At 66.3% G+C, this 22,100-nt stretch carries 24 protein-coding genes; 11 read left to right on the top strand and 13 right to left on the bottom strand.

Annotated features, from left to right (window positions below; all coding sequences use genetic code 11):
• Positions 1 to 34: 34 nt before the first annotated feature.
• Together CXY74_RS07615 and CXY74_RS07610 are read right to left on the bottom strand one after the other, a co-directional pair.
• Positions 35 to 250, bottom strand: coding sequence for a hypothetical protein (locus CXY74_RS07615; RefSeq protein WP_104199886.1), 216 nt, complete (start codon positions 248 to 250; stop codon positions 35 to 37).
• Positions 231 to 1,211, bottom strand: coding sequence for a serine protease (locus tag CXY74_RS07610; protein ID WP_233193277.1), 981 nt, complete (start codon positions 1,209 to 1,211; stop codon positions 231 to 233). Before CXY74_RS07610 ends, CXY74_RS07615 begins: the two co-directional genes overlap by 20 nt.
• Positions 1,212 to 1,377: 166 nt before the next feature.
• Here CXY74_RS07610 and CXY74_RS07605 point away from each other — a divergent pair, with 166 nt between their 5' ends.
• On the top strand, positions 1,378 to 2,841 hold the full coding sequence (locus CXY74_RS07605; protein WP_158252331.1) for a cell wall metabolism sensor histidine kinase WalK: 1,464 nt from the start codon (positions 1,378 to 1,380) through the stop codon (positions 2,839 to 2,841).
• Positions 2,838 to 3,494, top strand: coding sequence for a response regulator transcription factor (locus tag CXY74_RS07600; RefSeq protein ID WP_104199883.1), 657 nt, complete (start codon positions 2,838 to 2,840; stop codon positions 3,492 to 3,494). The genes CXY74_RS07605 and CXY74_RS07600 overlap by 4 nt, the downstream gene beginning before the upstream one ends.
• 29 nt (positions 3,495 to 3,523) lie before the next feature.
• Here the strand turns inward: CXY74_RS07600 and CXY74_RS07595 are convergent, their stop codons facing one another.
• Together CXY74_RS07595 and CXY74_RS07590 are read right to left on the bottom strand one after the other, a co-directional pair.
• Entirely contained in the window at positions 3,524 to 3,994 is a 471-nt protein-coding gene (locus CXY74_RS07595) for a hypothetical protein (protein ID WP_104199882.1), read from the bottom strand.
• Between the two features lie 130 nt (positions 3,995 to 4,124).
• A complete protein-coding gene (locus tag CXY74_RS07590) occupies positions 4,125 to 4,586 on the bottom strand; it encodes a hypothetical protein (protein WP_146070091.1) in 462 nt (153 codons plus the stop codon).
• A gap of 264 nt (positions 4,587 to 4,850) precedes the next feature.
• Between CXY74_RS07590 and CXY74_RS07585 the strand changes: the two genes are divergently transcribed.
• Genes CXY74_RS07585 through CXY74_RS07560 form a run of 6 tightly spaced genes read left to right on the top strand, consistent with a single transcriptional unit; the run spans position 4,851 to position 11,064 of the window.
• Complete coding sequence (locus tag CXY74_RS07585; RefSeq protein ID WP_104199880.1) at positions 4,851 to 5,189, top strand: 5-oxoproline transporter, DUF979 family subunit; 339 nt, start codon at positions 4,851 to 4,853, stop codon at positions 5,187 to 5,189.
• A 23-nt stretch (positions 5,190 to 5,212) separates the two neighbouring features.
• Entirely contained in the window at positions 5,213 to 6,286 is a 1,074-nt protein-coding gene (locus CXY74_RS07580; protein WP_104199879.1) for a DUF2891 family protein, read from the top strand.
• Between the two features lie 5 nt (positions 6,287 to 6,291).
• Positions 6,292 to 7,050 carry a LamB/YcsF family protein gene (locus tag CXY74_RS07575; protein WP_104199878.1) on the top strand — a complete coding sequence of 253 codons (759 nt, stop codon included), beginning with the start codon at positions 6,292 to 6,294 and terminating at the stop codon, positions 7,048 to 7,050.
• Positions 7,051 to 7,053: 3 nt separating this feature from the next.
• Entirely contained in the window at positions 7,054 to 8,619 is a 1,566-nt protein-coding gene (locus CXY74_RS07570; protein ID WP_104199877.1) for a 5-oxoprolinase/urea amidolyase family protein, read from the top strand.
• A 3-nt stretch (positions 8,620 to 8,622) separates the two neighbouring features.
• Positions 8,623 to 10,353, top strand: coding sequence for a biotin carboxylase N-terminal domain-containing protein (locus CXY74_RS07565; RefSeq protein WP_104199876.1), 1,731 nt, complete (start codon positions 8,623 to 8,625; stop codon positions 10,351 to 10,353).
• Between the two features lie 30 nt (positions 10,354 to 10,383).
• Entirely contained in the window at positions 10,384 to 11,064 is a 681-nt protein-coding gene (locus tag CXY74_RS07560; protein ID WP_104199875.1) for a GntR family transcriptional regulator, read from the top strand.
• Positions 11,065 to 11,073: 9 nt separating this feature from the next.
• Here CXY74_RS07560 and CXY74_RS07555 read toward each other — a convergent pair whose 3' ends face one another.
• The 5 genes from CXY74_RS07555 to CXY74_RS18205 all read right to left on the bottom strand — a co-directional run bounded on the left by CXY74_RS07555 (position 11,074) and on the right by CXY74_RS18205 (position 15,865).
• Positions 11,074 to 11,871: a putative hydro-lyase gene (locus CXY74_RS07555; RefSeq protein ID WP_104199874.1), complete on the bottom strand. Its 798-nt coding sequence runs from the start codon at positions 11,869 to 11,871 to the stop codon at positions 11,074 to 11,076.
• Positions 11,862 to 13,082 (bottom strand): NRAMP family divalent metal transporter, encoded by a 1,221-nt coding sequence (locus CXY74_RS07550; RefSeq protein WP_233193276.1) that lies wholly within the window; start codon positions 13,080 to 13,082, stop codon positions 11,862 to 11,864. Before CXY74_RS07550 ends, CXY74_RS07555 begins: the two co-directional genes overlap by 10 nt.
• A gap of 346 nt (positions 13,083 to 13,428) precedes the next feature.
• Entirely contained in the window at positions 13,429 to 14,652 is a 1,224-nt protein-coding gene (locus tag CXY74_RS07545; protein ID WP_104199873.1) for an acyl-CoA dehydrogenase family protein, read from the bottom strand.
• A gap of 135 nt (positions 14,653 to 14,787) precedes the next feature.
• Positions 14,788 to 15,657 carry a metal-dependent hydrolase gene (locus tag CXY74_RS07540; protein ID WP_104199872.1) on the bottom strand — a complete coding sequence of 290 codons (870 nt, stop codon included), beginning with the start codon at positions 15,655 to 15,657 and terminating at the stop codon, positions 14,788 to 14,790.
• 85 nt (positions 15,658 to 15,742) lie between these two features.
• Positions 15,743 to 15,865: a hypothetical protein gene (locus CXY74_RS18205; protein WP_255408738.1), complete on the bottom strand. Its 123-nt coding sequence runs from the start codon at positions 15,863 to 15,865 to the stop codon at positions 15,743 to 15,745.
• Between the two features lie 190 nt (positions 15,866 to 16,055).
• Here CXY74_RS18205 and CXY74_RS07535 point away from each other — a divergent pair, with 190 nt between their 5' ends.
• A complete protein-coding gene (locus tag CXY74_RS07535; protein ID WP_104199871.1) occupies positions 16,056 to 16,301 on the top strand; it encodes a hypothetical protein in 246 nt (81 codons plus the stop codon).
• A 46-nt stretch (positions 16,302 to 16,347) separates the two neighbouring features.
• Here CXY74_RS07535 and CXY74_RS07530 read toward each other — a convergent pair whose 3' ends face one another.
• Genes CXY74_RS07530 through CXY74_RS07520 form a run of 3 tightly spaced genes read right to left on the bottom strand, consistent with a single transcriptional unit; the run spans position 16,348 to position 19,806 of the window.
• A complete protein-coding gene (locus CXY74_RS07530) occupies positions 16,348 to 17,694 on the bottom strand; it encodes a threonine/serine exporter ThrE family protein (protein ID WP_104199870.1) in 1,347 nt (448 codons plus the stop codon).
• Positions 17,691 to 18,905: an acyl-CoA dehydrogenase family protein gene (locus CXY74_RS07525; protein WP_199183171.1), complete on the bottom strand. Its 1,215-nt coding sequence runs from the start codon at positions 18,903 to 18,905 to the stop codon at positions 17,691 to 17,693. Before CXY74_RS07525 ends, CXY74_RS07530 begins: the two co-directional genes overlap by 4 nt.
• Positions 18,906 to 18,942: 37 nt before the next feature.
• The gene (locus tag CXY74_RS07520) at positions 18,943 to 19,806 is read right to left on the bottom strand and encodes a DUF4349 domain-containing protein (protein WP_104199869.1); all 864 of its coding nucleotides are present in this window, start codon (positions 19,804 to 19,806) and stop codon (positions 18,943 to 18,945) included.
• 144 nt (positions 19,807 to 19,950) lie between these two features.
• Here CXY74_RS07520 and CXY74_RS07515 point away from each other — a divergent pair, with 144 nt between their 5' ends.
• Both CXY74_RS07515 and CXY74_RS07510 read left to right on the top strand, forming a co-directional pair.
• Positions 19,951 to 20,172: a hypothetical protein gene (locus CXY74_RS07515; protein WP_104199868.1), complete on the top strand. Its 222-nt coding sequence runs from the start codon at positions 19,951 to 19,953 to the stop codon at positions 20,170 to 20,172.
• Positions 20,173 to 20,175: 3 nt separating this feature from the next.
• Positions 20,176 to 21,045 (top strand): alpha/beta fold hydrolase, encoded by an 870-nt coding sequence (locus CXY74_RS07510; protein WP_104199867.1) that lies wholly within the window; start codon positions 20,176 to 20,178, stop codon positions 21,043 to 21,045.
• Here the strand turns inward: CXY74_RS07510 and CXY74_RS07505 are convergent.
• Entirely contained in the window at positions 21,017 to 21,970 is a 954-nt protein-coding gene (locus CXY74_RS07505) for an SDR family oxidoreductase (protein ID WP_104199866.1), read from the bottom strand. The genes CXY74_RS07510 and CXY74_RS07505 overlap by 29 nt on opposite strands.
• Positions 21,971 to 22,100 lie beyond the last annotated feature (130 nt).

Here is a 22,100-nt window from a genome sequence, read left to right as displayed (position 1 = left end):
CCCCGTCCATGTCTCGGACGGGGCTTTCAGTGATTCAGGATTTTGTCGGCGGGGTATCCGCGTCGTCCGCGCACTCGGCCTCCGGTACGGCGCTTGCGTCGTCGAGCTCGCGCGACCCGTCGGGGTTCAGACGGATTATGCGCGGCCGGGCCGCGCGCATCTGTTCCTCAGTCCAGTCAGCGGCATCGGAATCGAGGCGCCGCCGGGCAACCGGGTTCGCGTCGCTCGGGTCACGCGGATGCCGCGACATAGGTGTTCTCGATGACCGACCCCCAGTAGGGCCCGAACATGGTGTCCGCGATGTTGTTGTAGCCGAAGCTGTTGACCGAGTTCTGCAGGCCAGTAGAACCGCTGCCGATCATCCACGGGCCGCCCGACGATCCACCGGTCATGTTGCAGGGGATGCCCTGCGACTGGCTCTGGCCGTAGGGGTCAGGGGTGGCGGTGCCGTAGCAGGACTGCAGGGTCTCACCGTTGAACGGCGCTGCTGCTGGGTAGCCGTAGGCGGTGTACGTGAGGCCACGGCTCTGGTTGAACGTGACGCCCGACGCGCCGACGCTGTCGCTCAATGACATGCCGGTGGGTGAGGACACGATGGCGAAGCCGGTGTCATAGCTGATGTCACCGTTGTTGCTCCACTGGGTGGGAGCGTACAGCTCGGTGGCATTCCACTGGCCGAACGGTGCCGAGCCGTTTTCATAGGCCGGCACGAAGGTGAGCCGTGACGCGAAAGCGCCGGGGCCTTCGTTGACGCAGTGCCCGGCGGTGACGACCGTGTTCTCATTTACCGCCGAGACGGAGTTGCCGGAACAGACGTAGTCGGTGCCGCCGAGGGTGAAGAAGACCTTGCCGATGTGGGAGATGGGTGAGACTCGAGAGGCCGTCGGCGACTGCTCGGGGTCGGCCTTTTGCGGGGCTACCAGAGAGGTCGCGCCGGCAGCGACGGCGCCGATCGCCCCGGCCACAATGTTGTCCTGCACCAGGACGTCCCCCGGTATGGCGCCCTGCATGCGTTCCGGTGTCCAGTAGTCACCGCCCTGCTGCGTTTGTGGGACGACCCAGCGGTCGACATCCGCCGAGGAAGACGTAATAACGGCCCCCGGCACACTGGCGGCGGTTGCTACGCCGGTCGACAATAACCCGCCAGCACCGACTAACGTGCCGATCAGAAGCGCCGAGAGGGCGCCGGTCTTAACTTTGCTACGCATCATGTGCTTCACTCCAGTTATCGATCACATCCAGCGAACTGATTTACCGCCAGTATCAATACAATATTTGGCAGTGATCGCGTTGTCTACCCTTTATGGGGGCAGCCTACCTGGGGTGCATTTTTCGTTCGAATGGTCGACCGACCGCGGCACCCGCCATACTGAGTGCATGTCGGACCGGATGGGTGTGCGCGCACGGCGACGAAGCCCCGCGTTGTCGGTGCGCGTGCGCATTCTGGCCGCGATTCTGCTCGTGACCGCGGCCGGACTGGCGATCGCCGGAACGACCGCCTACGTGGTGCAGCGCGAACGCACATTGATCGAGATCGACGCGGTGCTCACCGACACCGTTGACGACGCGCGTATCGTCGCCGCAGATTCGGCAGCCGTCGATGTGCGCGGCGCGCTGCGTGCCATCATCGCCGGAGTACGTCCGGCTACCAACGAAAGCACCCTCGCCGTCATTGATGGGGTGGCGGCGCTGGAACCGCGTGCCGTCGATTTTCGGCTGGCCGATGACGTGCTGGTTGCGCGCAGCGTGGCGGAAACGGCCATGGGCGAGGTCGTGCTCGGCACCGTCACGGCGTCGGGCCGGCTGCTGCGTTACGTCTTCGTGCCGGTCTCCGTCGATGGCGATCCGGCGCGGGGCACGTTCATTGCCGCTTTTGATGTCAACGCCGAACTGCGGCCAGTGTCCGAGGCGTCCCTCACCTACCTTTTCGTGGGCCTCGCGACCCTGATGGTCGTCGGGCTGGTCGGCTGGGTTGTGGCCGGGCGCCTGCTGCGCCCGATTCGTGGCCTGCGCGAAGCGACCGCGCGCATCACCGCGTCGGATGTGAGCGAACGTATCCCCGTCGTTGGCCACGACGACGTGTCGGCGTTGACCTCGACCGTGAATGAGATGCTCGACCGCCTGCAGGGAGCGCTCACCGGTCAGCGCCAGCTGCTTGATGATGTCGGTCACGAGTTGAAGACGCCGATCACCATTGTGCGCGGGCATCTCGAGCTGATGAATTCCAGTAGCGCGGCCGATGTCGCGGCCACCCGCGACCTCGCGATCGACGAACTCGACCGCATGGGTGGCCTGGTACGCGATATCTCCGCTCTGGCACAGGTCGAACGGTCGGCGCTCGCCCAACGCTACCCCGCCGATATTGGCGCGCTGGTCGAACGGGTGCGCCAGAACGCGGGCGCGCTCTCGACGCACAGCTGGGTCACTACGGAGACGGCCGACGTGGTCGTGGCCGTCGACGCCGACAAGCTGACGCAGGCGCTGCTGCAACTGGCCGCCAACGCGGTCACCCACGGCGCGCCGACCGGAGTGATCGAGCTCGGCAGCGCTCTCACACTGGATGCCGCCGGTCGGCCGCGCCTGCAGCTTTGGGTGAGCGATCACGGCCCGGGTGTCAGTGACGAACTGCTGCCGCGCATCTTCGACCGGTTTCAGCGAGGAACTCGCGGACGTGGGCCGGCTGGCTCCGGCCTCGGCCTGGCCATCGTGGCGGCCATCGCCGAGGCACACGGCGGGACTGTTTTAGTCTCCCCGACCCCCGGCGGCGGCGCTACGTTCACCATCGACCTCCCCGCCGACTCGGCGCCTGCGACACCCGACCAAAAGGACATCCGCTTGTGAGCCGCATTCTGATCGCCGAAGACGAAGACCGCATCGCCAGTTTCATTGAGAAGGGACTCGTCGCCGCCGGGTTCTCCACCGTGGTGGTGCGCACCGGAACGGACGCCCTCGACTACTCCATCACCGGCGGGTTCGACCTGCTGATTCTGGACATCGGGCTGCCTGGACTCGACGGCTACGAGGTGCTACGACAGCTGCGGGCCGACGGGTCGGAGCTGCCCGTGGTCGTGTTGACCGCTCGCGACTCGGCCGAAGACACCCTGGCGAGCCTCGAGGGCGGCGCCAACGACTACATGTCGAAACCGTTTCGGTTTGACGAACTGCTGGCGCGGGTGCGCCTGCGCATGGCGGAAGCCCCGCGCGAGACGAGCACCGTACTCAGCGTCGCCGGACTGCAGCTCAACCTGCGTACCCGGCGGGCGACGTTGGGGAACCGGCAGGTTGATCTCTCGGCCCGGGAGTTCGCGCTCGCCGAAGAATTTCTGCGCCACGCCGACCAGGTGCTGAGCCGGGAACAGTTGCTCAGCCGAGTCTGGGGCTACGATTTCGACCCCGGATCGAACATCGTCGACGTTTACGTGGGGTACCTGCGCGCCAAGTTCGGTGCGGACCGCATTGAGACGGTACGCGGAATGGGCTACCGACTCACCTGAGCCGACAGCCCATTCAGCGGCTGAGCGGGTTACTCGTGATCGCTGCCGTGGCCGGAGTTGTCACTTCCGGAATTGCTGTTGTCGTTGTAGTCATCGTGTCCGGAGTCACCGCCGCCTGAGTTGCTGGAGTCGTCGACTGTGACCGCGTTGCCGGAGCCGGAGTTGCTGTCGACTCGGCCGTCGCTGTCATCGGGGGCGTCGTTCACGTCGGCGGCGCCTTGGCCGGAGCCGATGCGTCCGTCACTGTCGTCCGGGGCGTCGTTCACATCGTCACTGATCGCGTCATCGAACTGATCGTCGTTGCCGTTGCCGACGCGCCCGTCACTGTCGTCGGGGGCATCGGGCGTACCTGTAGCGACTGGGCTGCTGCTCGACACGCTGGTGGGAGCCACGACGTTCGGGGCGGTGTTCGCCTGGGCGGCGATCACGCCGACCGACATCAACCCGGCGAGGCCGAGGGTTGCGAGGGTGATGGTGTGCTTCTTCTTCATCTGAAACATGGGGTGACCTTTCGTCTGCGCCGGGTAAGCGGAGGGTTGATGTCGTGGTGTCTATCTCCACAAGATCAACTAACCGCACGCCGATAAGACCGGCACGAGAAGTGCATGAGAGCGCTCTCATGCACAGGGATCAGCCGCTCTTGCGGACCGAACCGGAGCTTCCGCCGGAATCGTCAACGCCGATATCGTCATTGTGATCGGGGTTGTCACCGCCATGATCGTCCACGACGACGGGATCCTGAGCGGGAACGACTTCGGGAACGACTTCGGGTACGACTTCGGGGGCGGCGCTGGGGACGGTCGGTTCGGTGTCCGTTGGGTCAGTGTCCGTGGGGTCAGTGTCCGTTGGTTCGGTGCTCGTCGGTGCAGCGCCCGTCGGTTCAGCGCTCGGCGTTGAATCCGGTGTCGCCGCCCCAGTGGATGCCCCGCTCGGCTGCACAGACACCGCCGGAACGTCGATGGATCGCCCCGGTTGCTCTGCGATCGCGAGCGAATCGGCCAGAACCGAAGCCAGGGCTACGAGCAGAACCGCCCCCACCCCCGCGCCGGCGATCCAGAGCAGCGGTCGAGTCCAGATATTGCGAGCGTTCATGAGGCCTCCCATCGGCAATGCCTCATCAGTGTGGCGCTCGCAGCTAAGCCCGGACCAAGGCAATCGTGAGAAATCTCTTAGATTTGACGCGATCGAGCGAGCGGGGGCAGGAGAAGTTACGGCTTAAGCTTGTACGATTGTTCAACAATTCGATAGGCTCTGCAAAACGCTGATCGGGCATCCGCTCAAAAATGGTGAGCAATACCCCCGGTGATCACGGGTTTGTTTGGCGCACCCGGGCACGCGGGCGCTATTGGGAGAAATATGCTCGTACTGATTGGTGTGTTGCTGGTCAGCGTGGGCATGTTCCTGTTCACGGCGCTGATGGGCAATGCCTTCGCGGCATTCCCGATCATGACCGCCGCGATCGGCTGGCCCGTACTCGTTCAGATCTTCGACGGCAACCCGGCCGCCGTCTTCGCCATCGGCATGCTGTCCGGTTTCTGCGGCACGCTGATCACGCCCATGGCGGCCAACTTCAACCTCGTTCCCTCCGCCCTGCTGGAAATGAAGGATAAGTACGGTGTGATCAAGGCCCAGGTCGGCACCGGCGTGCCCATGCTCGGCGTCAACGTTGCCCTGATGTACTTTCTCGCTTTCTAAACCGCACAACGAAGTGGAGCACCATGCCCGACGCACCAACCGTTCTCGACGCACCCGCGCTACTGGGTGGGCTGGCCCCGACGTACGCCGACGTCGTTCTCGACAATCTGGCCAGGCCCTATCCGCACTCGGCCCACCACACGACGCATTCAGCGGATGACCGACCAACGCCCGAGCAGATTCACCCGGCCTTCTACACCTCCTTCGACTGGCATTCCTGCGTGCACATGCACGCCCTGGGCGTGATGCTGCTCGAGCACGGTCTGGACCGCGAGCGGGACGCCGCCCTCCGTCAGGCGATCGGCGCCAACCTCACGGCCGAGAAGCTGCGCGTCGAGGGCGCGTATCTGCTTGCCAACCCCAGCTGGGAACGACCCTATGGCTGGGCCTGGCTGGTCCGGCTTGCGGCCACCTGCGCGGCGTCGACCGACGCCGAGGTTCGTGGGTGGGCATCCGCTCTCGATCCGATCGTCGACATCGTGGCCGAACTGTTCATGGCCTGGGTGGAAAAAGCCGAATGGCCGGTGCGTCATGGTCTGCACACCAACTCGGCGTTCGGGCTCGGCCTGCTGCTCGACGCTTTTCGAGCTCTCGACCGCGCCGACGCTGCTCTGGCCTGCGAAACCGCGGCCCTCACCTGGTTCCACGCGGATGCCGACTGGCCCGGTGACTGGGAAATGAGCGGCCAGGACTTTCTCTCCGCCGGGCTGAGCGAGGCTGACCTGCTGCGCCGAGTACTGGCGCCCGAGCAATTCGCCGCCTGGTTCGCATCGTTCCTGCCCCGCCTGACGGCCGATTCGCGCATCGTGCGCCCGTTTCGGGTCACCGACGAGACCGACGGATATCTCGTGCACCTGCACGGGCTGAACCTCTCCCGCGCCGGACAGGTGACGCGCATTCTCGCCGCGCTGGGCCAGACGCCGGAGTCGGCACCGACAGTGGCGGCCCTGGACGCCGCCAGGGACCCCCTGCTTCGGGCCGGACTCGCGGCCGTCGTGGCGCCGGAGTTCATGTCCTCGCACTGGCTTGCAACCTTCGCCTGGGATGCGCTGTTATCGGCATCCGCTCTGACAAACTCGACCGATACGGCAGCATAGAACCTATGGCAACCATCGATTTGAACAGCGACGTCGGAGAGTCCTTCGGCAACTGGACCTTCGGCGACGACGCCGCCATCATCGCCTCGGTCACGAGCGTCAACGTGGCGGGCGGGTTCCACGCCGGCGATCCCACGACTATTCGCGCGACCTGCTCCGCGGCCGCCGCTGCCGGCGTCACGGTGGGCGCACACCCCGGTTACCGCGATCTGGCCGGCTTCGGCCGACGTTTCATCGAGATGGATGCAGCCGAACTCAGCAACGATGTGATCTACCAGATCGGCGCCGTGCAGGCCCTCGCGCGCGCCGCCGGCACCGCGGTGCGTTACGTGAAACCGCACGGCGCCCTCTACAACACCATCGCTCACCACCCGGTGCAGGCGCAGGCCGTGGTCGACGCCGTACTCGCCGTCGACTCGACGCTGCCGCTGATGGTGCTGCCCAACAGCGACATCGAACGCCTCGCCCGGGCCGCCGGCCTGCGCACCGTGTCCGAGGCCTTCGCCGACCGCGCCTACAACCCCGATGGCAGTCTCGTGTCGCGCACACTGCCGGGAGCCGTGCTGCACTCGGTCGAGGCGGTGACCGCGCAGGTCGTTCGCCTCGCCCTCGACGGCACTGTGGTCGCCATCGACGGCTCGGTCATCGCCGTGCCGGCGACGAGCATCTGCCTGCACGGCGACACCCCTGACGCGGTGCGCCTCGCCGAAGCGGTGCGTTCCGCGCTGCTGGGTGCCGGCGTCTCCATCGCTAGTTTCGTATAGCGGATGCCCTCCCGTATTCGATCCATCCGGCCGGTCGGCGACCGGGCCGTGCTCGTGCAGCTCGGCAGCCTCAGCGAGGTGCTCGGGCTATACGAAGCACTGCGCGAGTATCCGCTGCCCGGCCAGGTAGACCTCGTCGCCGCCGCCGAAACCGTGCTGGTGACGGCCGACTCAGCGGCATCCGCACGCGGCTTTGCTCAGCTGCTGCGCGCGATCGAACCGCACACGGTCGCCAGCGCGCACGAGGGGCTCGTGATCATCGACGTCATCTACGACGGGGGCGATCTCGACGAGGTCGGCGAACTCACCGGCCTCGGTCCAGACGGCGTGATCGCGGCGCACACCGGGCAGTTGTGGACCGCAGCGTTCGGCGGTTTCGCCCCCGGCTTCGCGTACCTCGTCGGCGACGACCGCCTGCGGGTCGCCCGACGCAGCACTCCGCGGGGGGCCGTGCCGGCCGGTTCGGTGGCGCTCGCCGACGCCTACTCGGCGGTCTATCCGCAGGTCACTCCCGGTGGCTGGCAGCTGATCGGCCGCACGGATGCTGCCCTGTGGAACCTCGACCGCGACCAGCCGGCCCTCATCCAACCCGGCAGTCGGGTACAGTTTCGCGCCGTGCGTGAGTTCGTGCGCGCTGCGCCGACGGCCATCGGCACCGACGTCGTCGACCTCCCGGCCGACCTCGTCGTCGTACAACCCGGGCCGCAGACCACCGTGCAGGATCTCGGCCGCCCGGGCCTGGCCCACCTCGGCGTGGCTGGCGCCGGCGCCCTCGACCGCGGAGCCCTGCGCCGCGCCAACCGGCTGGTCGGTAACCTCGCCTCCGCCGCCGTACTCGAAAACGCCCTCGGCGGCCTCGTGCTCGACGCGCGCACCGAGCAGGTTCTCGCGGTAGCGGGGGCATCCGTTCTCATTACGATCGACAGAACGGATGCCGGCCCCCGCGTCGTGCCTACCGACGCGCCGTTCGCGTTGCACGTCGGCGAACGGCTGACCCTCGACGCCCCCGTGTCGGGCGTGCGCAGCTATGTCGCCGTGCGCGGTGGCTTCGACCTGCCGCTCGTGCTCGGCAGCCGCTCGAGCGACTCGATGTCGGGAATCGGGCCGGCGCCGCTTCTGGCCGGCACCGCACTGCGCGTGCTGCCGGCTCCGCCATCGAGCGTGGTCGGTGCCGCTGAACCCGCGGTCGACCCGCCGGCCGCAGTGACCGTGCTGCGCTACATTCCCGGCCCCCGCGCCGACTGGTTCAGCGCCGACACGCTCGCTGATTTCGACCGCACCGACTGGGCCGTCACCGCGCAGTCCAACCGCATCGGCCTGCGCCTCGACGGGCGAGCCCTCGAACGCGCGCGCGGCGGCGAACTGCCGAGCGAGGGCACCGTATCCGGCGCCATCCAGCTGCCCGCCTCGGGCCTTCCGGTGTTGTTCCTCGCCGACCACCCGGTCACGGGCGGCTACCCCGTGCTCGGCGTGGTGCTGCATACCGACCTGGACAAGGCGGCTCAACTCGGCACCGGCGCACGCATCCGCTTTCTCGCCATCACCCCTGAACCCCTGAACGAAAGCTGAACCGTGCACAAAGTACTCATCGCCAACCGCGGGGAAATCGCCGTGCGCATCATTCGTGGCTGTTCAGACGCCGGGCTCGACTCGGTGGCTGTCTACGCCGATGTCGACGCCGACGCGCTGCACGTCGGCCTGGCCACGGAGGCCTATGCGCTGGGCGGCAACAGCCCGGCCGACACCTATCTCAACGTGCTAAAACTGCTGGCCATCGCGCGCCGGGCCGGCGCCGACGCGGTGCACCCCGGCTACGGCTTTCTCTCCGAGAATGCCGACTTCGCCCAGGCCGTGCAGGACGCGGGCCTGACCTGGATCGGTCCGAGCCCGGAAAGCATCCGAATGCTCGGCAACAAGGTGTCGGCCCGCGAGATCGCCGTGCGTGTTGGCGCTCCGCTCGTGCCCGGCTCGAACGGCACCGTCGACAGCGCAGCGCAGGTGCGCGCCTTCGCCGAGGAACACGGGCTCCCGGTAGCCATCAAAGCGGCGTTCGGCGGCGGAGGCCGCGGCATGAAGGTGGTCTGGGAACTCGACGCCATCGAGGAATCGTTCGACTCGGCGGTGCGTGAGAGCGTTGCCGCCTTCGGCCGCGGCGAATGCTACGTCGAGCGCTTTCTGCACAAGCCCCGGCACGTCGAAGCCCAGATTCTGGCCGACGGGAACGGCAACGTGATCGTCGTCGGCACCCGCGACTGCTCCCTGCAACGCCGCAACCAGAAACTGGTCGAGGAGGCACCGGCCCCTTTTCTCACCGCAGACCAGCGCGATCTCATCTACACCTCGGCGAAGGCGATCTGCCGGGAGGCCGGCTATGTCGGCGCCGGCACCGTGGAGTACCTGTTGGCCGATGACGGCAGCCTGTCCTTTCTCGAGGTCAACACCCGCCTGCAGGTGGAGCATCCGATCACCGAAGAGACCTCCGGCGTCGACCTCGTGCTCGCCCAGCTGGCCATCGCTGCCGGGGACGGGCTGCCGGTGTCGGAGGATCCGGTGTCGCGCGGCCACTCGTTTGAATTCCGCATCAACGCCGAAGACCCTGGCCGCGGATTTCTGCCATCACCCGGGACCGTGACCACGTTCACCGTGCCGACCGGGCCGGGAATCCGGGTGGATGCCGGCATCCGTTCCGGAGATACTGTCGCCCCGCAATTCGATTCGCTGCTCGCCAAGCTCATCGTCACCGGCGCTGACCGGCCGCAGGCCCTGCGACGCGCCCGCCGGGCGCTCGCCGAGTTTGAGCTCGTGGGCCTCCCCACCGTGCTCGGGTTCCACCGGGCGGTCGTTGACCTCCCCTCGTTCACCGGGCCCGACCGGCTTGGTGTGTACACCAGCTGGATTGAAACAGAGTTCGCCGAGCACCTCGCCGCTGACTCCTCACTCATCCCGGCCGACCCGCCGGTAAGCCGCCGAACCATCACGATCGAACTCGACGGGCGACGGGTGGCCCTGGGCTTGCCAGAGAACCTGTTCGGCGGCCTCGCGCAGGGCGGCGCTGCTGCCGTGGGGGCGCCGATCCCGGAAGCAAACCCGGCCGAACTGCGCTCCACCATGAGCGGCACCGTCGTAAAGTGGCTCGTCGAGGCCGGCGCAACGGTGGCCGAAGGCGAGGCGCTGCTCGTACTCGAGGCCATGAAGATGGAATCGACCGTCGTCGCGCACCGCTCCGGAACGCTTGTCGGACTCCTCGTGGCGGAAGGCGACGCCGTGCCCGTGCACGCCGTCGTCGCTGGGATCGAAGCCTGACCCGCACCCGGGAATGGATACGCTGTGTCTATGACCCTCGACGAGATCCTGCCCGACCTGCGTCGCCAGAGCGTCGACGCACGCCACACCGAAACTGGCCTGTGGGCGGCGTCGATGCTGCGTGACCGCATCTCGGCCGGTCAGCTCGCGCCCGGTGCCAAGCTGTCGGAGGAGCCGCTCTGCGAGGTGCTCGGCGTCTCCCGCAACACCCTGCGCGAGGCGTTCGCCACCCTCGCCCGCGAGCACGTCGTCACCCGCATCCCCAATCGTGGTGTCTTCGTTACCCGTCCGACCGCCGATGACATCCGGGAGATCTACCGGGTGCGACGCTTTCTGGAATCGGCGGCCCTCACCTGGTCGACGAGCCCGAGAACGGATGCCCTCCACGCCGCGATCGCGCGCGCCCGGGCCGCCCGAGATAACGGTTCCGTACCGGGCATGGCGAGCGCCAATCAGGACTTTCATGCGGGCGTCGTCGCGCTGACTCGAAGTGACCGCCTTAATGCGCAGATGATGCAGGTACTCGCCGAGATGCGGCTGGTGTTCCACTCGATGGTGGCCAATCCGCTCTTTCACGCGCCCTACATCGATGACAACGCCGTCATTCTCGACACGTTCGAGGCCGGGGACCGCCAGGCGGCGGCGGCGCTCATGGTCGACTACCTGCGCCGCGCAGAGGAGCAGCTGCTCGAGGCGCATTCCCGCGCGTAGCGGCGCGCGCTACGGCACCAGATAATCGGCGTCGCGGGCGTCCGTGATGAGCATGTGGCCGGGGGCGTGACCGATCGCCAGTGGCGGTCGGGACTCCATCACGGCGGCTTGCGGTGTAACTCCGCAGGCCCAGAACACGGGCACGAAACCGTCGGCCACCGTCACCGCATCTCCAAAATCGGGGCTGGCGAGGTCACGGATGCCGAGCTCGGCTGGATCCCCGATGTGGACGGGGGCGCCGTGGACGGCGGGGTAGCGCGCGGTGATGCGCGCGGCATCCGCTACCCGGTCAGCATGGATCGGCCGCATCGACACGACGAGGGGGCCCGCCATGTTGCCCGCGGACGCGCAGCGCCGGTTCGTGCGGTACATGGGCACGTTTCGGCCCTGCTCGATGTGCGCGATCGGAATGTGCGCGCGCTGCAGCGCCGCCTCGAAGGTGAAGCTGCAGCCGACGATGAACGTCACCAGGTCGTCGCGCCACCAGGCCGAGAGGTCGGTCGGCTCGTCGACGAGTTCACCGTTTTGGTAAACCGTGTAGCGGCCGACGTCGGTGCGAATGTCGCCGCCGGCCAGCAGCGGGCCGGTCGTCTGCCCGGCTTCGAGCACGCCGAGAATCGGGCACGGCTTGGGATTGCGTTCGGCGAACAGCAGAACGTCGAAGGCCTGTTCTTTGGGCACGATGATGAGGTTGGCCTGGGTGTAACCGCTCGACCAGCCCGCCGTCGGCGTGGCGAGGCCCTCGCGAAACAGTGCGCGGGCCTCGGCGGGGGTGACGGTTGCCCGGTCGAAGGTCGTTACGTCCACAGCTGCACGAGGCCGCCGAGCGACCGGTAGCCGAGATACAGGGTCAGCAGCCAGGCGGCGACTCCACTGACGAGCAGCCACTGGGGATAGACGTAGCCGCCGAGCAGGTCGCGGCGGCGCCACGCCACCCAGAGGATGACCGCGAAGCCGACCGGCAGGATCAGTCCGTTCACCGCGCCGGCCATGATGAGCAGGGTGGCCGGTGCCTGGCCGAGAAGGGTGAAGACCGTGGCCGACACCGCGATGAACACGCAGGTGGCGATGCTGCGCACCCGCGGCGAGGTCTTGGCGGTCGTGACGAACGAAATCGACGTATAGGCGGCACCGATCACTGAGGTGATCGAGGCGGCCCAGAGGATCACGCCGAACAGCTTGAAACCGATGTTGCCGGCCGCTGACTGGAAGGCTTCGGCGGCGAGGTTATCGCTCGTGAGTGCTACGCCACCGGCGACGACTCCGAGAATCGCCAGGAATAACAGCACCCGAATGACGCCGGTGATGATGATACCCAGTATCGAACTCTTGGTGATCTCGCCCACATTCTCGGGGCCGGAAACACCGGCGTCGATCATGCGGTGCGCCCCGGCATAGGTGATGTATCCGCCAATAGTGCCGCCGATCAGGGTCGTGATGATGAGAAAGTCGATGTTGTCGGGGATAACAGTGTTTCGGAGTGCCTCACCGAGCGGTGGCTTCGACACGATGGCCACGTAGCCGATGAGCAGGATCATGACGGCCCCAAGCACGATCACGATCTTGTCGAGGGCCACGCCAGCGCGCTTGCTCAGGAAGATGGCGATGGCGACGGCGGCCGACACGAGCCCGCCGACCTTCGGATCGATGCCGAACAGAACGTTGAGGCCAAGGCCGGTTCCGGCGATGTTGCCCACGTTGAAGACGAGACCGCCGATGCAGATGAGGGCGGCGAGAAACCAGCCGGCGCCCGGGAGTACGGTGTTGGCGAGTTCCTGGGCGCGCCTGCCGCTCACCCCGATCACCCGCCACACGTTCAGCTGCACGGCGATGTCCACCAGGATCGATACCAGAATCGCGAACGCGAAGGCGGCGCCGAGCTGAACCGTGAAGGTGGTGGTCTGCACGATGAAGCCGGGGCCGACCGCGCTGGTCGCCATGAGAAACATCGCCCCGAGTAGTGCGCCACGGTGTTTGTTCTTGAGCGTTTTAGGTTTGCGTGTGGTGGTCGTGGCCATGGGCGCTGCTCACTTCTTTGGGATACGAGTCAGCACCGGCGGTCACTGATTGACAGAAAGCCTATGATTGTTCAACAATCCGCGCAACTTTTCTGCATGAATTGGCTTGTCCTCGGACAAATTGCTCCGGAAGAGTGCATGGGGCAGGCGTGCCCGCCACCCCCGGAGCATAACTCCTGCAATTTCCCAGACCCTGTGCAGACTCCCGCGTAAATCCGCAGTGTAATTCTGACGAGCGTGCAAATTGCAGGAGTTATGCTCACCGCGTGACCCTCACCGTGTGACCCTGCCCGCCACGACTGGCGAGAAAGTTACGGCTCGGCGAGCGGATGGGCGCGCGCGAGCGTTATTGGAACGCGGAGATGCCCGTGATGGCACGGCCGACGACGAGGGTGTTGATTTCGTAGCTGCCCTCGTAGGTGTAGAGCGCTTCGGCGTCGGCGAAGACGCGAGCCATGCCCCAGGAGGTGGAGATTCCGTTGCCGCCGAGCACCGAGCGGCCAAGCGCCACGGATTCCCGCATGCGAGCGCTGGCGGAGGCCTTGGCCATCGCGGCGTGTTCGGGCCGCAGCGTGCCGGCCTGCTGTAGCTGGGCGATGCGCACCATCGTGCCGAGCGAGGTCGTCGCGTTCTCCAGAATGCGCACGAGCTTTTCCTGCACGAGCTGGAACGACGCGATCGGCTTGCCGAACTGCTGGCGTTCCAGGGCGTAACGCAGCGCATAGTCGTAGGTCGCGAACTGCAGTCCGACGGTCTGCCAGCCCACCCAGACTCGGGAGTTGGTGAGCAGTCGGTTGGTGTCGCGAAAGCTGGTGGCTCCCGGCAGGCGGTCACGTTCGGCGACCACGACGTGGTCCAGGGTGATCGTGGCGTTCTGCACGATGCGCAGCGCGATCTTGTTTTCGATCTTTTCGGCCGTGAACCCGTCCAGAGCCGCGCTGACGATGAAACCCTTGATCTGGTCGTCGGCGGTGTCGCGCGCCCAGACCAGCACGTTGGCAGCGAAGGTTCCGCTGCCAATCCAGCGTTTGACGCCGTTCAGGGTCCACGAGTCGCCAAACCGGGTCGCAGTCGTTTCCATATTGCGGGAGACGTCGGAGCCGTGCTCCGGTTCGGTGAGTGCGAACGCACCGATCTTGCGTAGGGAGATGGCGTCGTCCAGGTACCGTTCGCGCTGGTCGTCGGTGCCCAGCTGGGCGATGGCCGCCGCGAACAAGCCGCTGTGCACACCGACGAAGGTGGAGATCGAAGCATCCACTCGCGAGAGCTCGAGGGTCATGAAGCCGTGCAGCAGAAAGTTGTTACCGCGCGCGCAGAGTTCAACCAAGTTCAGGGCGGTGAGCACGGGGATGATCTCGAACGGAAAAGTCGCGTTGTTCCAGTGTTCTGCCACGACCGGGCGTACGTCACGCTCGAACACCGCTCGGGCCTCGGCCACGAGCTGCCGCTCCTCGGGGGTGAGTAGATCTTCGTAGAAGAAGAAGTCGTTCGTGGAACCGGTGAAGAACTCGGGGGTGGTCGCATCCGCTGCGGCGATGCCGACCTCGGGGCTGTCAATGACGGTGCTCATGGCGGGTCCTCTCTGACCTGGTACCCCTGAATTCTGCGCCGATGGGAGGAATTGCGCAATCACTCGCCTGAACACCGTGCATAGTGCTACCCCTCAGGCGCTGATGACCCCCCAGATTGCCCCGAATGCGCGAAGCTAGCGCGTGGCGGACGTGTTCATGGTGAGCACGTCGGTGCCATTCAGGTCGTGCAGGGTGAGCGTCACGGTCACGGCGCCGAGCGTGCCGAGCGAGGTCACGTGGGTGCCGCCGCACGGGATGCGCACGCTCGCGTCGGGCAGTTCGCAGACCCAATAGCGGCGGTCGGTCAAGAGATATCCGTCGCGGTCGATGCGCACCTCGGCATGTGTTCCCACCCACCCGGCGAGGGTCGCGTTGACGGTCGCTTCAACCGAGGCGAGCGCTTCGGCGAGACCGTCGACCGAGAATCCCTTCTTGCGCAAAGACTTGCCGAGGCGGTAGGTGTCGACGGAGGCGTTCGGCCCGATCAGTGACTCGTCGATGGCGAGCCCGTCGAAGTCGGGGGCGCCGAGGGCGTCGGGGCGTACCTCCTTCTTCCAGCGGCCAGAGAGGGCGTCGTTGAGGGCGAGCGAGGCCAGGTGGCAACTGGTGTGCCCGGCGCTCGTGGCATCGCGCAGGCCGTCGTCCACCTCGACGGTGACGGTGTCGCCGGCGTTCAATCCGGTCGCGTCGACCACGTGCACCACGACGAAGGCCCAACCGGGTGTTCCCTTAGCCACCGGAATGTCGTCGCCGATGTAGAGTGTCGATCCGTCGGTGGCTCCCACGATGCAGTCCTCGACCGGCCAGAAGGCTGCGCCGTGGTGCAGCAGCGCCAGATCCGGCCCCTGGTCGGGCCATCCCGCATCGACCGGATGCACGCAGGTCGCGTCGAGCAAAACGGCGAAGCGTCCGTCGCCGAGTGGCTCGGAGTGCAACACTGTCGCCTGCGTGTCGATGGCGCCGCTCGGGTAGAGCACGCGGGTGTCTTCGGTGGGCAGGGTCATGACTGCTCCTTTTCAAGCGGATGCGGACAGCACAGAAAGAGGGTGCCGCCACGACCGTGGCGGCACCCCGTGCGCTGGTTGAAACCTAGCTCTTGCGGGCCCGAGAAGCGGTCTCTTCAGACTTCGCCTTCTTGTCGGCCCTCTTTTCCTTAAGGGACTTGTCGGCAACCTTCTTGGTCGCATCCTTTTTCGGTGATTTATCAGCCATTGTGTACTCCTTCGCGCCGAGCCGTGGGGCCCCGTCACCTTGAGAATACGCGGATTTGCCGCAAACGTCATCTCACCGTCCGAGCGTCGCGTGAGAACCGGTCAACTCGGCCGGAACCCTGTGCACCCACTGCCGGTGTGTCGTATGCTGACGCTCTACGAAACCCTCACCTCGTTGAAAGGTCACCGTCATGAGCCATAGCGCCACCTACCGGGCAGTACTCTTTGGACCGAACCCGATCGCCGCCGGAACAGAGGTGGAGTTGGAATATATCGACGGGCAATACCAGGACGTGATCGTGCTCGAAGAGATCGAGGACACCGAAACGATCACCCGCACCTACAAGCGCGGGCGCGAAACCGATGAGCCCATCCCGTACCGTTTTGTTGAGGAAGACGTCGATGAAGCAGGCGGCGAAGCCAACGTTCCCAACTGATCGGCAGTGACGCGGCATCCGCTGGGAAAGCGGATGCCGCAACGCGCTAGATGCGCTTGGTGGAGTCCCGACCGAGCCGCACCGGGAGGGCCATGAGCGGCCCGACGAAGCGGCGCTGCAGCCGGCGTGCCGGGCCCCACACGATCTGCACGATGTACTGCGACAGCAGGGCGCCGGCCGCCAGGGCCATGGCGATACCCGCCGCCGTGAGGAGGGAAAGCAGCCCGTTGATGTCGCCTTCTGACAGCATGAGCAGACCGCGAAACAGGGTGAGTCCGGGCACCAGCGGCACGAGAGCCGTCACCATGATGACCAGCGGCGGGGTGCGCACGATGCGGGCGGTGACAGCGGCCAACAGCCCAACGCCGAGGGCGCTCGCCGCCGATGAGCCAACCAGGCCGAATCCACCGGCCAGGGCCGCGACGAACAAGAATTCGGCGAGGGCGCCGAGCACGCAGACCACCCAGAACGCACGCCACGGTACCTGCACGGCGAGGGCAAACCCGATCACGATCACGATCGCTGCCACGAGCAGAACCGGCAAAACAGCGAGCGTCACGATCGGGTTCGAATCGATCTCGAGTAACAGTCCGAAGCGGGCCAGGAACAGCGCGGAACCGGAGACTCCGGTGACCAGCCCGGCCGTGATGAGCAGGGCCTCCACCATTCGGGCGGTTCCGGTGAGATAAAACCCCGACAGGGTGTCATGCACGGCGCCGAAGGTTGTCACTCCGGCCAGGAGCATGATGATGGTCGCTACGACTACGAGGGAGGGGTTCGCCGTGGGATCGATCAGCCGCACGATCGCGGCGACGATCGGGCCGATCGCGCCCCCGACGACGGTCTGGTAGAACAAAGGAACCTGGCGGTGGTCGAGTACCGAGGTGATCCAGTCGATGATCCAGGTGGCCGCGAATGCGGCGATGATCACGGTGGGTCCGGCGCCGATGAGCACGGCGGCGCCCGCGCCGACGAGACTCCAGCCGATGCGGCGCCACTGCTTGGGTACCTGCGGCTTGGAGCTCACGATCGTCGCCAGAATTTTTCGGGCTTCGGCGACTTCGATCGGCTTTTCGATGATGTCCGCGATCAGCTCCGACGTCGCGGTGAGCTTGGAATAGTCGAGCGTGCGGTACTTCACATTGCGGCTGCGAATGATCGACTCGTGCGTCAACGCATCTTCCTGAGTGAGCGTGATGGTTGTGTGCGTGATATTGGCGTCGGTGCCCTTGAGCCCGTAGGCACGGGTCAACGCGATCATAGCGGCGGTCGCATCTTCGGCGCCGGCACCGGCGGTGAAGATGACCTCGGCCAGACGCATGGTGAGATCGAGCACTGCCCGGGTGTAGCCGGAGTGGTCGAGTGAGATGGCGGTGGTTTTACTAAAACTCATGAGGTGCGCACATCGAGGGGTCCCAAAACGGATGCTGCGGCGGTCGCGTGCGCGGAGTCCGCGTCTGAGGGGTGGAAGAGACCCGCGAGCACGTCGCGGTAGAGCCGCGCGAGTTCGGAGTCGGCGTTGAAGGCGGAGCCGCCCGCGACCTGCACGGCGGTATCGACGACAAACTTGGCGTTCTGGGTGGCCCGATACTTGAGCCCGGACAGCTGGGCGAACCAGGCCGGACCGACCTGCCAGGTTTGTTCGTCGACGGCGCGAGCGAGGGCGTCGATCTGCGGGTAGATGCCGTCCATCGCGATGACGAGCTCGCCCACCCGCCAGCGTGCCACCGGATCCTGCGCGTGCGTGCGCCCATCGTTCTTGCGCGATGTACGTCGGTGCGCGCCCAGGGCTGCGAGCTCGAGCGCCCGCTGGCCGATGCCGGTGTACACCGCACTGAGCAGAATTTCAAAGTTGGCGAAAATCCCGGCGACGAGCGGGTCGCCGTTCGGGCCGACCGGCAGCTTGCGCACGACCCGGTCGGGGCGGGCCAGTGCGCCCTCCAGCACAGTGCTCTGGCTCTGGCTGGCGCGCATGCCGAGGGTATCCCAGTCGTCTTTCGAGTGGATGCCGGCATCCGCTCGATCGAGAAACGCCCAGACGATCGCAGGGTCGCCCGGGTCGGAAGAATCGAGGCCCAGGGTGCCGAGCCGGGTCCAGGCGGGGGAGAGTGAGGTGAAAACCTTAGTGCCGGTGAACCGGTAGCCGCCGCCTGGCTCGGGGATGGCATCCGTTGTCGAGCCGAAGAGAACAAGGTCGTTGCCGGGTTCGCTCACGCCGAAGGCGAAGATCTCACCGCGGCCGGCCTCCTCGAGCAGAAAGTCGAGCGAGTGGTCGCCCTGCGCGGAGAGGCTCGCGGCGACTCCCGTCCAGATCAGGTGCATGTTCACTCCGAGAGCGGTGGCCGGGGCGTGCGCGGCGAGCCGGGTCTGCGCGCGCGCGATCTGCTGCAGGGTGCAACCGAGTCCGCCGAACCGAATCGGCACGAGGGCACGCAGGTAACCGGCGGCGACAAGTTCCTCGAGGTCCTCAAAGAAGAATGTATTGGCCCGGTCATAACCGGCAGCTCGCGAACGGATGCCCGCCAGGATCTGGTCAGAGAGCAGCGGCTCGTTTTGGTCGCTTGCGGGTAGGGAAACTGGCGCTGCCGGAGGCGTTTCGAGCAGGGCTGGCGCAGGGAGAAACTCGGTCACATAGACAAGCCTATGCAGCCTTGCGCCGGCGTGTGAACAACCGCACGATAAGCAACACAATTGCCCCGAAAATCGCCAGCACGACGAGCCAGGGCAGGGCCACTCCGAGACCGATCAGCAGGCCACCGAGGGCTGCGACGAGGGCGCTCCAGCCGGCGGTGATACCGGTCCAGAAGTTGTCGGGGCCGCCCGCGGCGACGGTACCCTCCGAGACCAGGTCGAGTTGCAGGGTCGAGTAGTCGATTTGGTCAGCGAGAAAGTCGCGCTGGGACCGCAGACTTTCCAGCTCACCCTGCCGGTTCGACAGCGTACTTTCGATGCTGATGAGGTCTGCTGTCGTGGTGGCGGAGGCCATCAGCGCGAGCAGCCGGTCGACCGATGTGGTCAGCGCGGTGACGCGGGCGTCGAGGTCCTGGCTTTGCTGCGTCGCATCCTCGGCGGTGAGTGTCACGAAGTTGAGGGTGCCGAGTTTCTTCAGATCGGCCAGGGTGCGGTCGAGTTCGTCGGACGGAATGCGCAGGGTGAGGTGCGCGCTGGCCGGCTGGATGTCGGTGGCCGGGTTTTCACTGCGGCTGTCCACCCGTCCGCCGGCCTGTTCGGTAATGGTGACGGCGGTTTCGCCTGCCGCGACCGGGTCGGTGGCCGTGATCGACATGGATCCGGTGGTGATGACGTCGCGGTTCGTGGTCGTCACGGCGCCGGTGGTGCCGGTGACCAGGCTTTCGTCGGTCGCCCGGTCACCCTCAGCGGGAACAGCCCCGCTGGAGATGCTTCCCGACGAGTCCGTGGTCACGGAACTGCCGCTGTTCGCCGTGCATCCCGCCAGCAACACGGCCGTTAGCAGAACCGTGATGACACCCCAAGTTCGTCTCATATCTCACCGTACCGAGCGTTGTGGGGGCACTGTCTGGAGGCAGTCTGGGAGTCGGATCACAATTGGGACTCGGCGCCCAACCCCCGAAGTATGGTCAGGGAATACGCGGTTCAACCCGACCGCTCACACGATCAGGAGGACAGCATGGGATTCGCAGACAATGCCAAGGATGCACTCGATGCCACCGGCAAGAAGATCGGTCGGGCAGTGGACGACGCCAAGGACCGCATCGATGACAAGGTCGACGAGGCTAAAGCCAATGCCAAGGTGAAGCAGGCCGAGGGCGACGTGAAGCATGCTGAAGCCGAGCGTAATGCGACCGAGGCTAAAAATGACCTGAAGGCCACGCTGCGTGACGATACGTAGCGCATGTCCTGGTGGGCGGAACGGATGCGTACGACGCGTCGGTCCTGCCCACCGCTCCTGCACGTAGCAACGGATGCCGGCACCGGTCCGGTCGTCCTCCTGGTGCACGGCATCGCGTCGTCTTCGATCACCTTCTACGAGGTGATTCCGCTGCTGACACCGAACCATCGCGTGATTGCCGTGGATATTCTGGGCTTCGGTCAGTCGCCGGCGCCGAACGGTTGCCAGTACCGACTGGAGGATCATGTCGGGGCCTTGGCTGCGACCATCCGCTCTCTGAAGTTGCGCGAGCCGTTCGTGCTCGTCGGCCACTCGCTGGGCAGCCTGATCAGCACGCGCTACGCCGCGATGGAGCGACACGGCCGTGTCGCGACATTCTGGCGGCGTCTGGCCGCTCGCGGCACGGTATCACGCGTGGTCTTGGTCGGGCCGCCGGTCTACGTCTCACCGAGCGACATCGGCGATCCGCGGGTCAAGGCGCGGGTCAGCGCGTACCTGCGCGCCTACGATTTTCTGCGCGCCAACAAGGAATTCACGCTCGCCAACGCCGCGATCATGTCGCGCCTGCTGCCCAAGGGCATCTTCGAACTCACCGAGAAGACCTGGACCCCCTTCATCAAATCGATGGAGCACTGTATCGAATCGCAGACCGTGGTGAGCGACATCGCGAGCCTCACGGTGCCGGTCGACGTGATCTACGGAGCGTTCGACGCGTTCATCGCCCAGGGCAGCATGACCGTCATCGAGCGGATGCGCCACGTCACCATGCATCGCGTGGAGGCCAACGACCACATCATTCGGAAGCGCCTGGCGCGGGTGCTCGTGAAGGTCATCGACAGCGAAACTACACGGCCGGGAAGGTGGCGCCGGTGAGTTCCTCGGACTGCGACCAGAGACGGCGGGCATCCGCTTCATCGAGCGATCGCGGCGGCAGCCTGGCGGGCGCGGCGGCGCCGGTGAGTTCGCCGAAGCCACCGGGGCCGTAGTAGCCGCCGCCGGCCGCTGCCGGGCTCGTCGCCGCGTAGAGGGCCGGCAGGATGCCCTGGTCGACCTGCTGCCAGATCCAGCCGATGTGGTGGGTGGCCTCGTTGACGGCGAGGAAAACCCGGGCCGAGGCTCCCTTGTGGGTGGGTCCGGTGATCTGCAGGTTGGTGACGGTCGCGCCCGGATGCGCGGCGATGCTGCGCAGGCCCCAACCGCCGACGACGCTGCGCCGGTTGAGTTCCCGCGCGAACATGAGCGTGGCGAGTTTGGAGAGCGCGTAGGCGCGGTGCGGCCGGTAACGCAAGCCGTGCAGGTCGTCGAAGTCGAGGCGCCCCGTGCGGGCGATCAGGCTTGAGAGACTCACGACCCGGCTCGTTGTGGCGGCGCGCAGCAGCGGCAGCAGGTGGGCGGTGAGCGCGAAATGGCCGAGGTGGTTGGTGCCGAATTGCAGCTCGAAGCCGTCTTCGGTCTCGTCGCGCACCGGCGGCATCATGATGCCGGCGTTGTTGAGCAGAATATCGATCGGGCGCCCTTCCTTCGCGAGCTCCTCACCGAATTTGGCGATGCTCGACAGCGAAGCCAGATCGAGACGACGGATGCTGACGCTCGCCTCCGGGGTTTGTTCACGAATGCGTCTCACGGCCGCGGCCCCCTTTTCCTCGTTGCGTACGGCGAGGATGACCTCGGCGCCCGCGCGGGCGAGGCGGCCGGTGAGGCCGAATCCGAGGCCGCTGTTGGCGCCCGTGACGACGGCAAGCTTGCCGTGCAGGTCGGGAATCTGCATGTCGGGGAGGTGCTTGGCGCGTGTGGTCATGGGGCTCCCGTTTGTCGTAGAGCTCCATCCAACCCCGTTTGGAGGGTGGAAGTCACGCGGCGGCTGGGGCCTGCGGCGGATTCACGGCTGCGCGGTCAGGCGGCCGAGTGCTGCGGCGGGTCACCGACAC

Source organism: Cryobacterium sp. Y29, assembly GCF_002929825.1.
In the GTDB taxonomy this organism is placed as follows: Bacteria; Actinomycetota; Actinomycetes; order Actinomycetales; family Microbacteriaceae; genus Cryobacterium.
The sequence above is the reverse complement of the archived record's forward strand: the minus strand, read 5'-3'. Positions and strand labels throughout refer to the sequence as shown.

Excerpts from the sequence above, each read along its gene's own strand:
- CXY74_RS07615 (WP_104199886.1), bottom strand. The coding sequence starts at position 250 with ATGTCGCGGCATCCGCGTGACCCGAGCGACGCGAACCCGGTTGCCCGG.
- CXY74_RS07610 (WP_233193277.1), bottom strand. The coding sequence starts at position 1,211 with ATGATGCGTAGCAAAGTTAAGACCGGCGCCCTCTCGGCGCTTCTGATC.
- CXY74_RS07605 (WP_158252331.1), top strand. The coding sequence starts at position 1,378 with ATGTCGGACCGGATGGGTGTGCGCGCACGGCGACGAAGCCCCGCGTTG.
- CXY74_RS07595 (WP_104199882.1), bottom strand. The coding sequence starts at position 3,994 with ATGTTTCAGATGAAGAAGAAGCACACCATCACCCTCGCAACCCTCGGC.
- CXY74_RS07590 (WP_146070091.1), bottom strand. The coding sequence starts at position 4,586 with ATGAACGCTCGCAATATCTGGACTCGACCGCTGCTCTGGATCGCCGGC.
- CXY74_RS07585 (WP_104199880.1), top strand. The coding sequence starts at position 4,851 with ATGCTCGTACTGATTGGTGTGTTGCTGGTCAGCGTGGGCATGTTCCTG.
- CXY74_RS07580 (WP_104199879.1), top strand. The coding sequence starts at position 5,213 with ATGCCCGACGCACCAACCGTTCTCGACGCACCCGCGCTACTGGGTGGG.
- CXY74_RS07575 (WP_104199878.1), top strand. The coding sequence starts at position 6,292 with ATGGCAACCATCGATTTGAACAGCGACGTCGGAGAGTCCTTCGGCAAC.
- CXY74_RS07570 (WP_104199877.1), top strand. The coding sequence starts at position 7,054 with ATGCCCTCCCGTATTCGATCCATCCGGCCGGTCGGCGACCGGGCCGTG.
- CXY74_RS07560 (WP_104199875.1), top strand. The coding sequence starts at position 10,384 with ATGACCCTCGACGAGATCCTGCCCGACCTGCGTCGCCAGAGCGTCGAC.
- CXY74_RS07550 (WP_233193276.1), bottom strand. The coding sequence starts at position 13,082 with ATGGCCACGACCACCACACGCAAACCTAAAACGCTCAAGAACAAACAC.
- CXY74_RS07545 (WP_104199873.1), bottom strand. The coding sequence starts at position 14,652 with ATGAGCACCGTCATTGACAGCCCCGAGGTCGGCATCGCCGCAGCGGAT.
- CXY74_RS07540 (WP_104199872.1), bottom strand. The coding sequence starts at position 15,657 with ATGACCCTGCCCACCGAAGACACCCGCGTGCTCTACCCGAGCGGCGCC.
- CXY74_RS18205 (WP_255408738.1), bottom strand. The coding sequence starts at position 15,865 with ATGGCTGATAAATCACCGAAAAAGGATGCGACCAAGAAGGTTGCCGAC.
- CXY74_RS07535 (WP_104199871.1), top strand. The coding sequence starts at position 16,056 with ATGAGCCATAGCGCCACCTACCGGGCAGTACTCTTTGGACCGAACCCG.
- CXY74_RS07530 (WP_104199870.1), bottom strand. The coding sequence starts at position 17,694 with ATGAGTTTTAGTAAAACCACCGCCATCTCACTCGACCACTCCGGCTAC.
- CXY74_RS07520 (WP_104199869.1), bottom strand. The coding sequence starts at position 19,806 with ATGAGACGAACTTGGGGTGTCATCACGGTTCTGCTAACGGCCGTGTTG.
- CXY74_RS07515 (WP_104199868.1), top strand. The coding sequence starts at position 19,951 with ATGGGATTCGCAGACAATGCCAAGGATGCACTCGATGCCACCGGCAAG.
- CXY74_RS07510 (WP_104199867.1), top strand. The coding sequence starts at position 20,176 with ATGTCCTGGTGGGCGGAACGGATGCGTACGACGCGTCGGTCCTGCCCA.
- CXY74_RS07505 (WP_104199866.1), bottom strand. The coding sequence starts at position 21,970 with ATGACCACACGCGCCAAGCACCTCCCCGACATGCAGATTCCCGACCTG.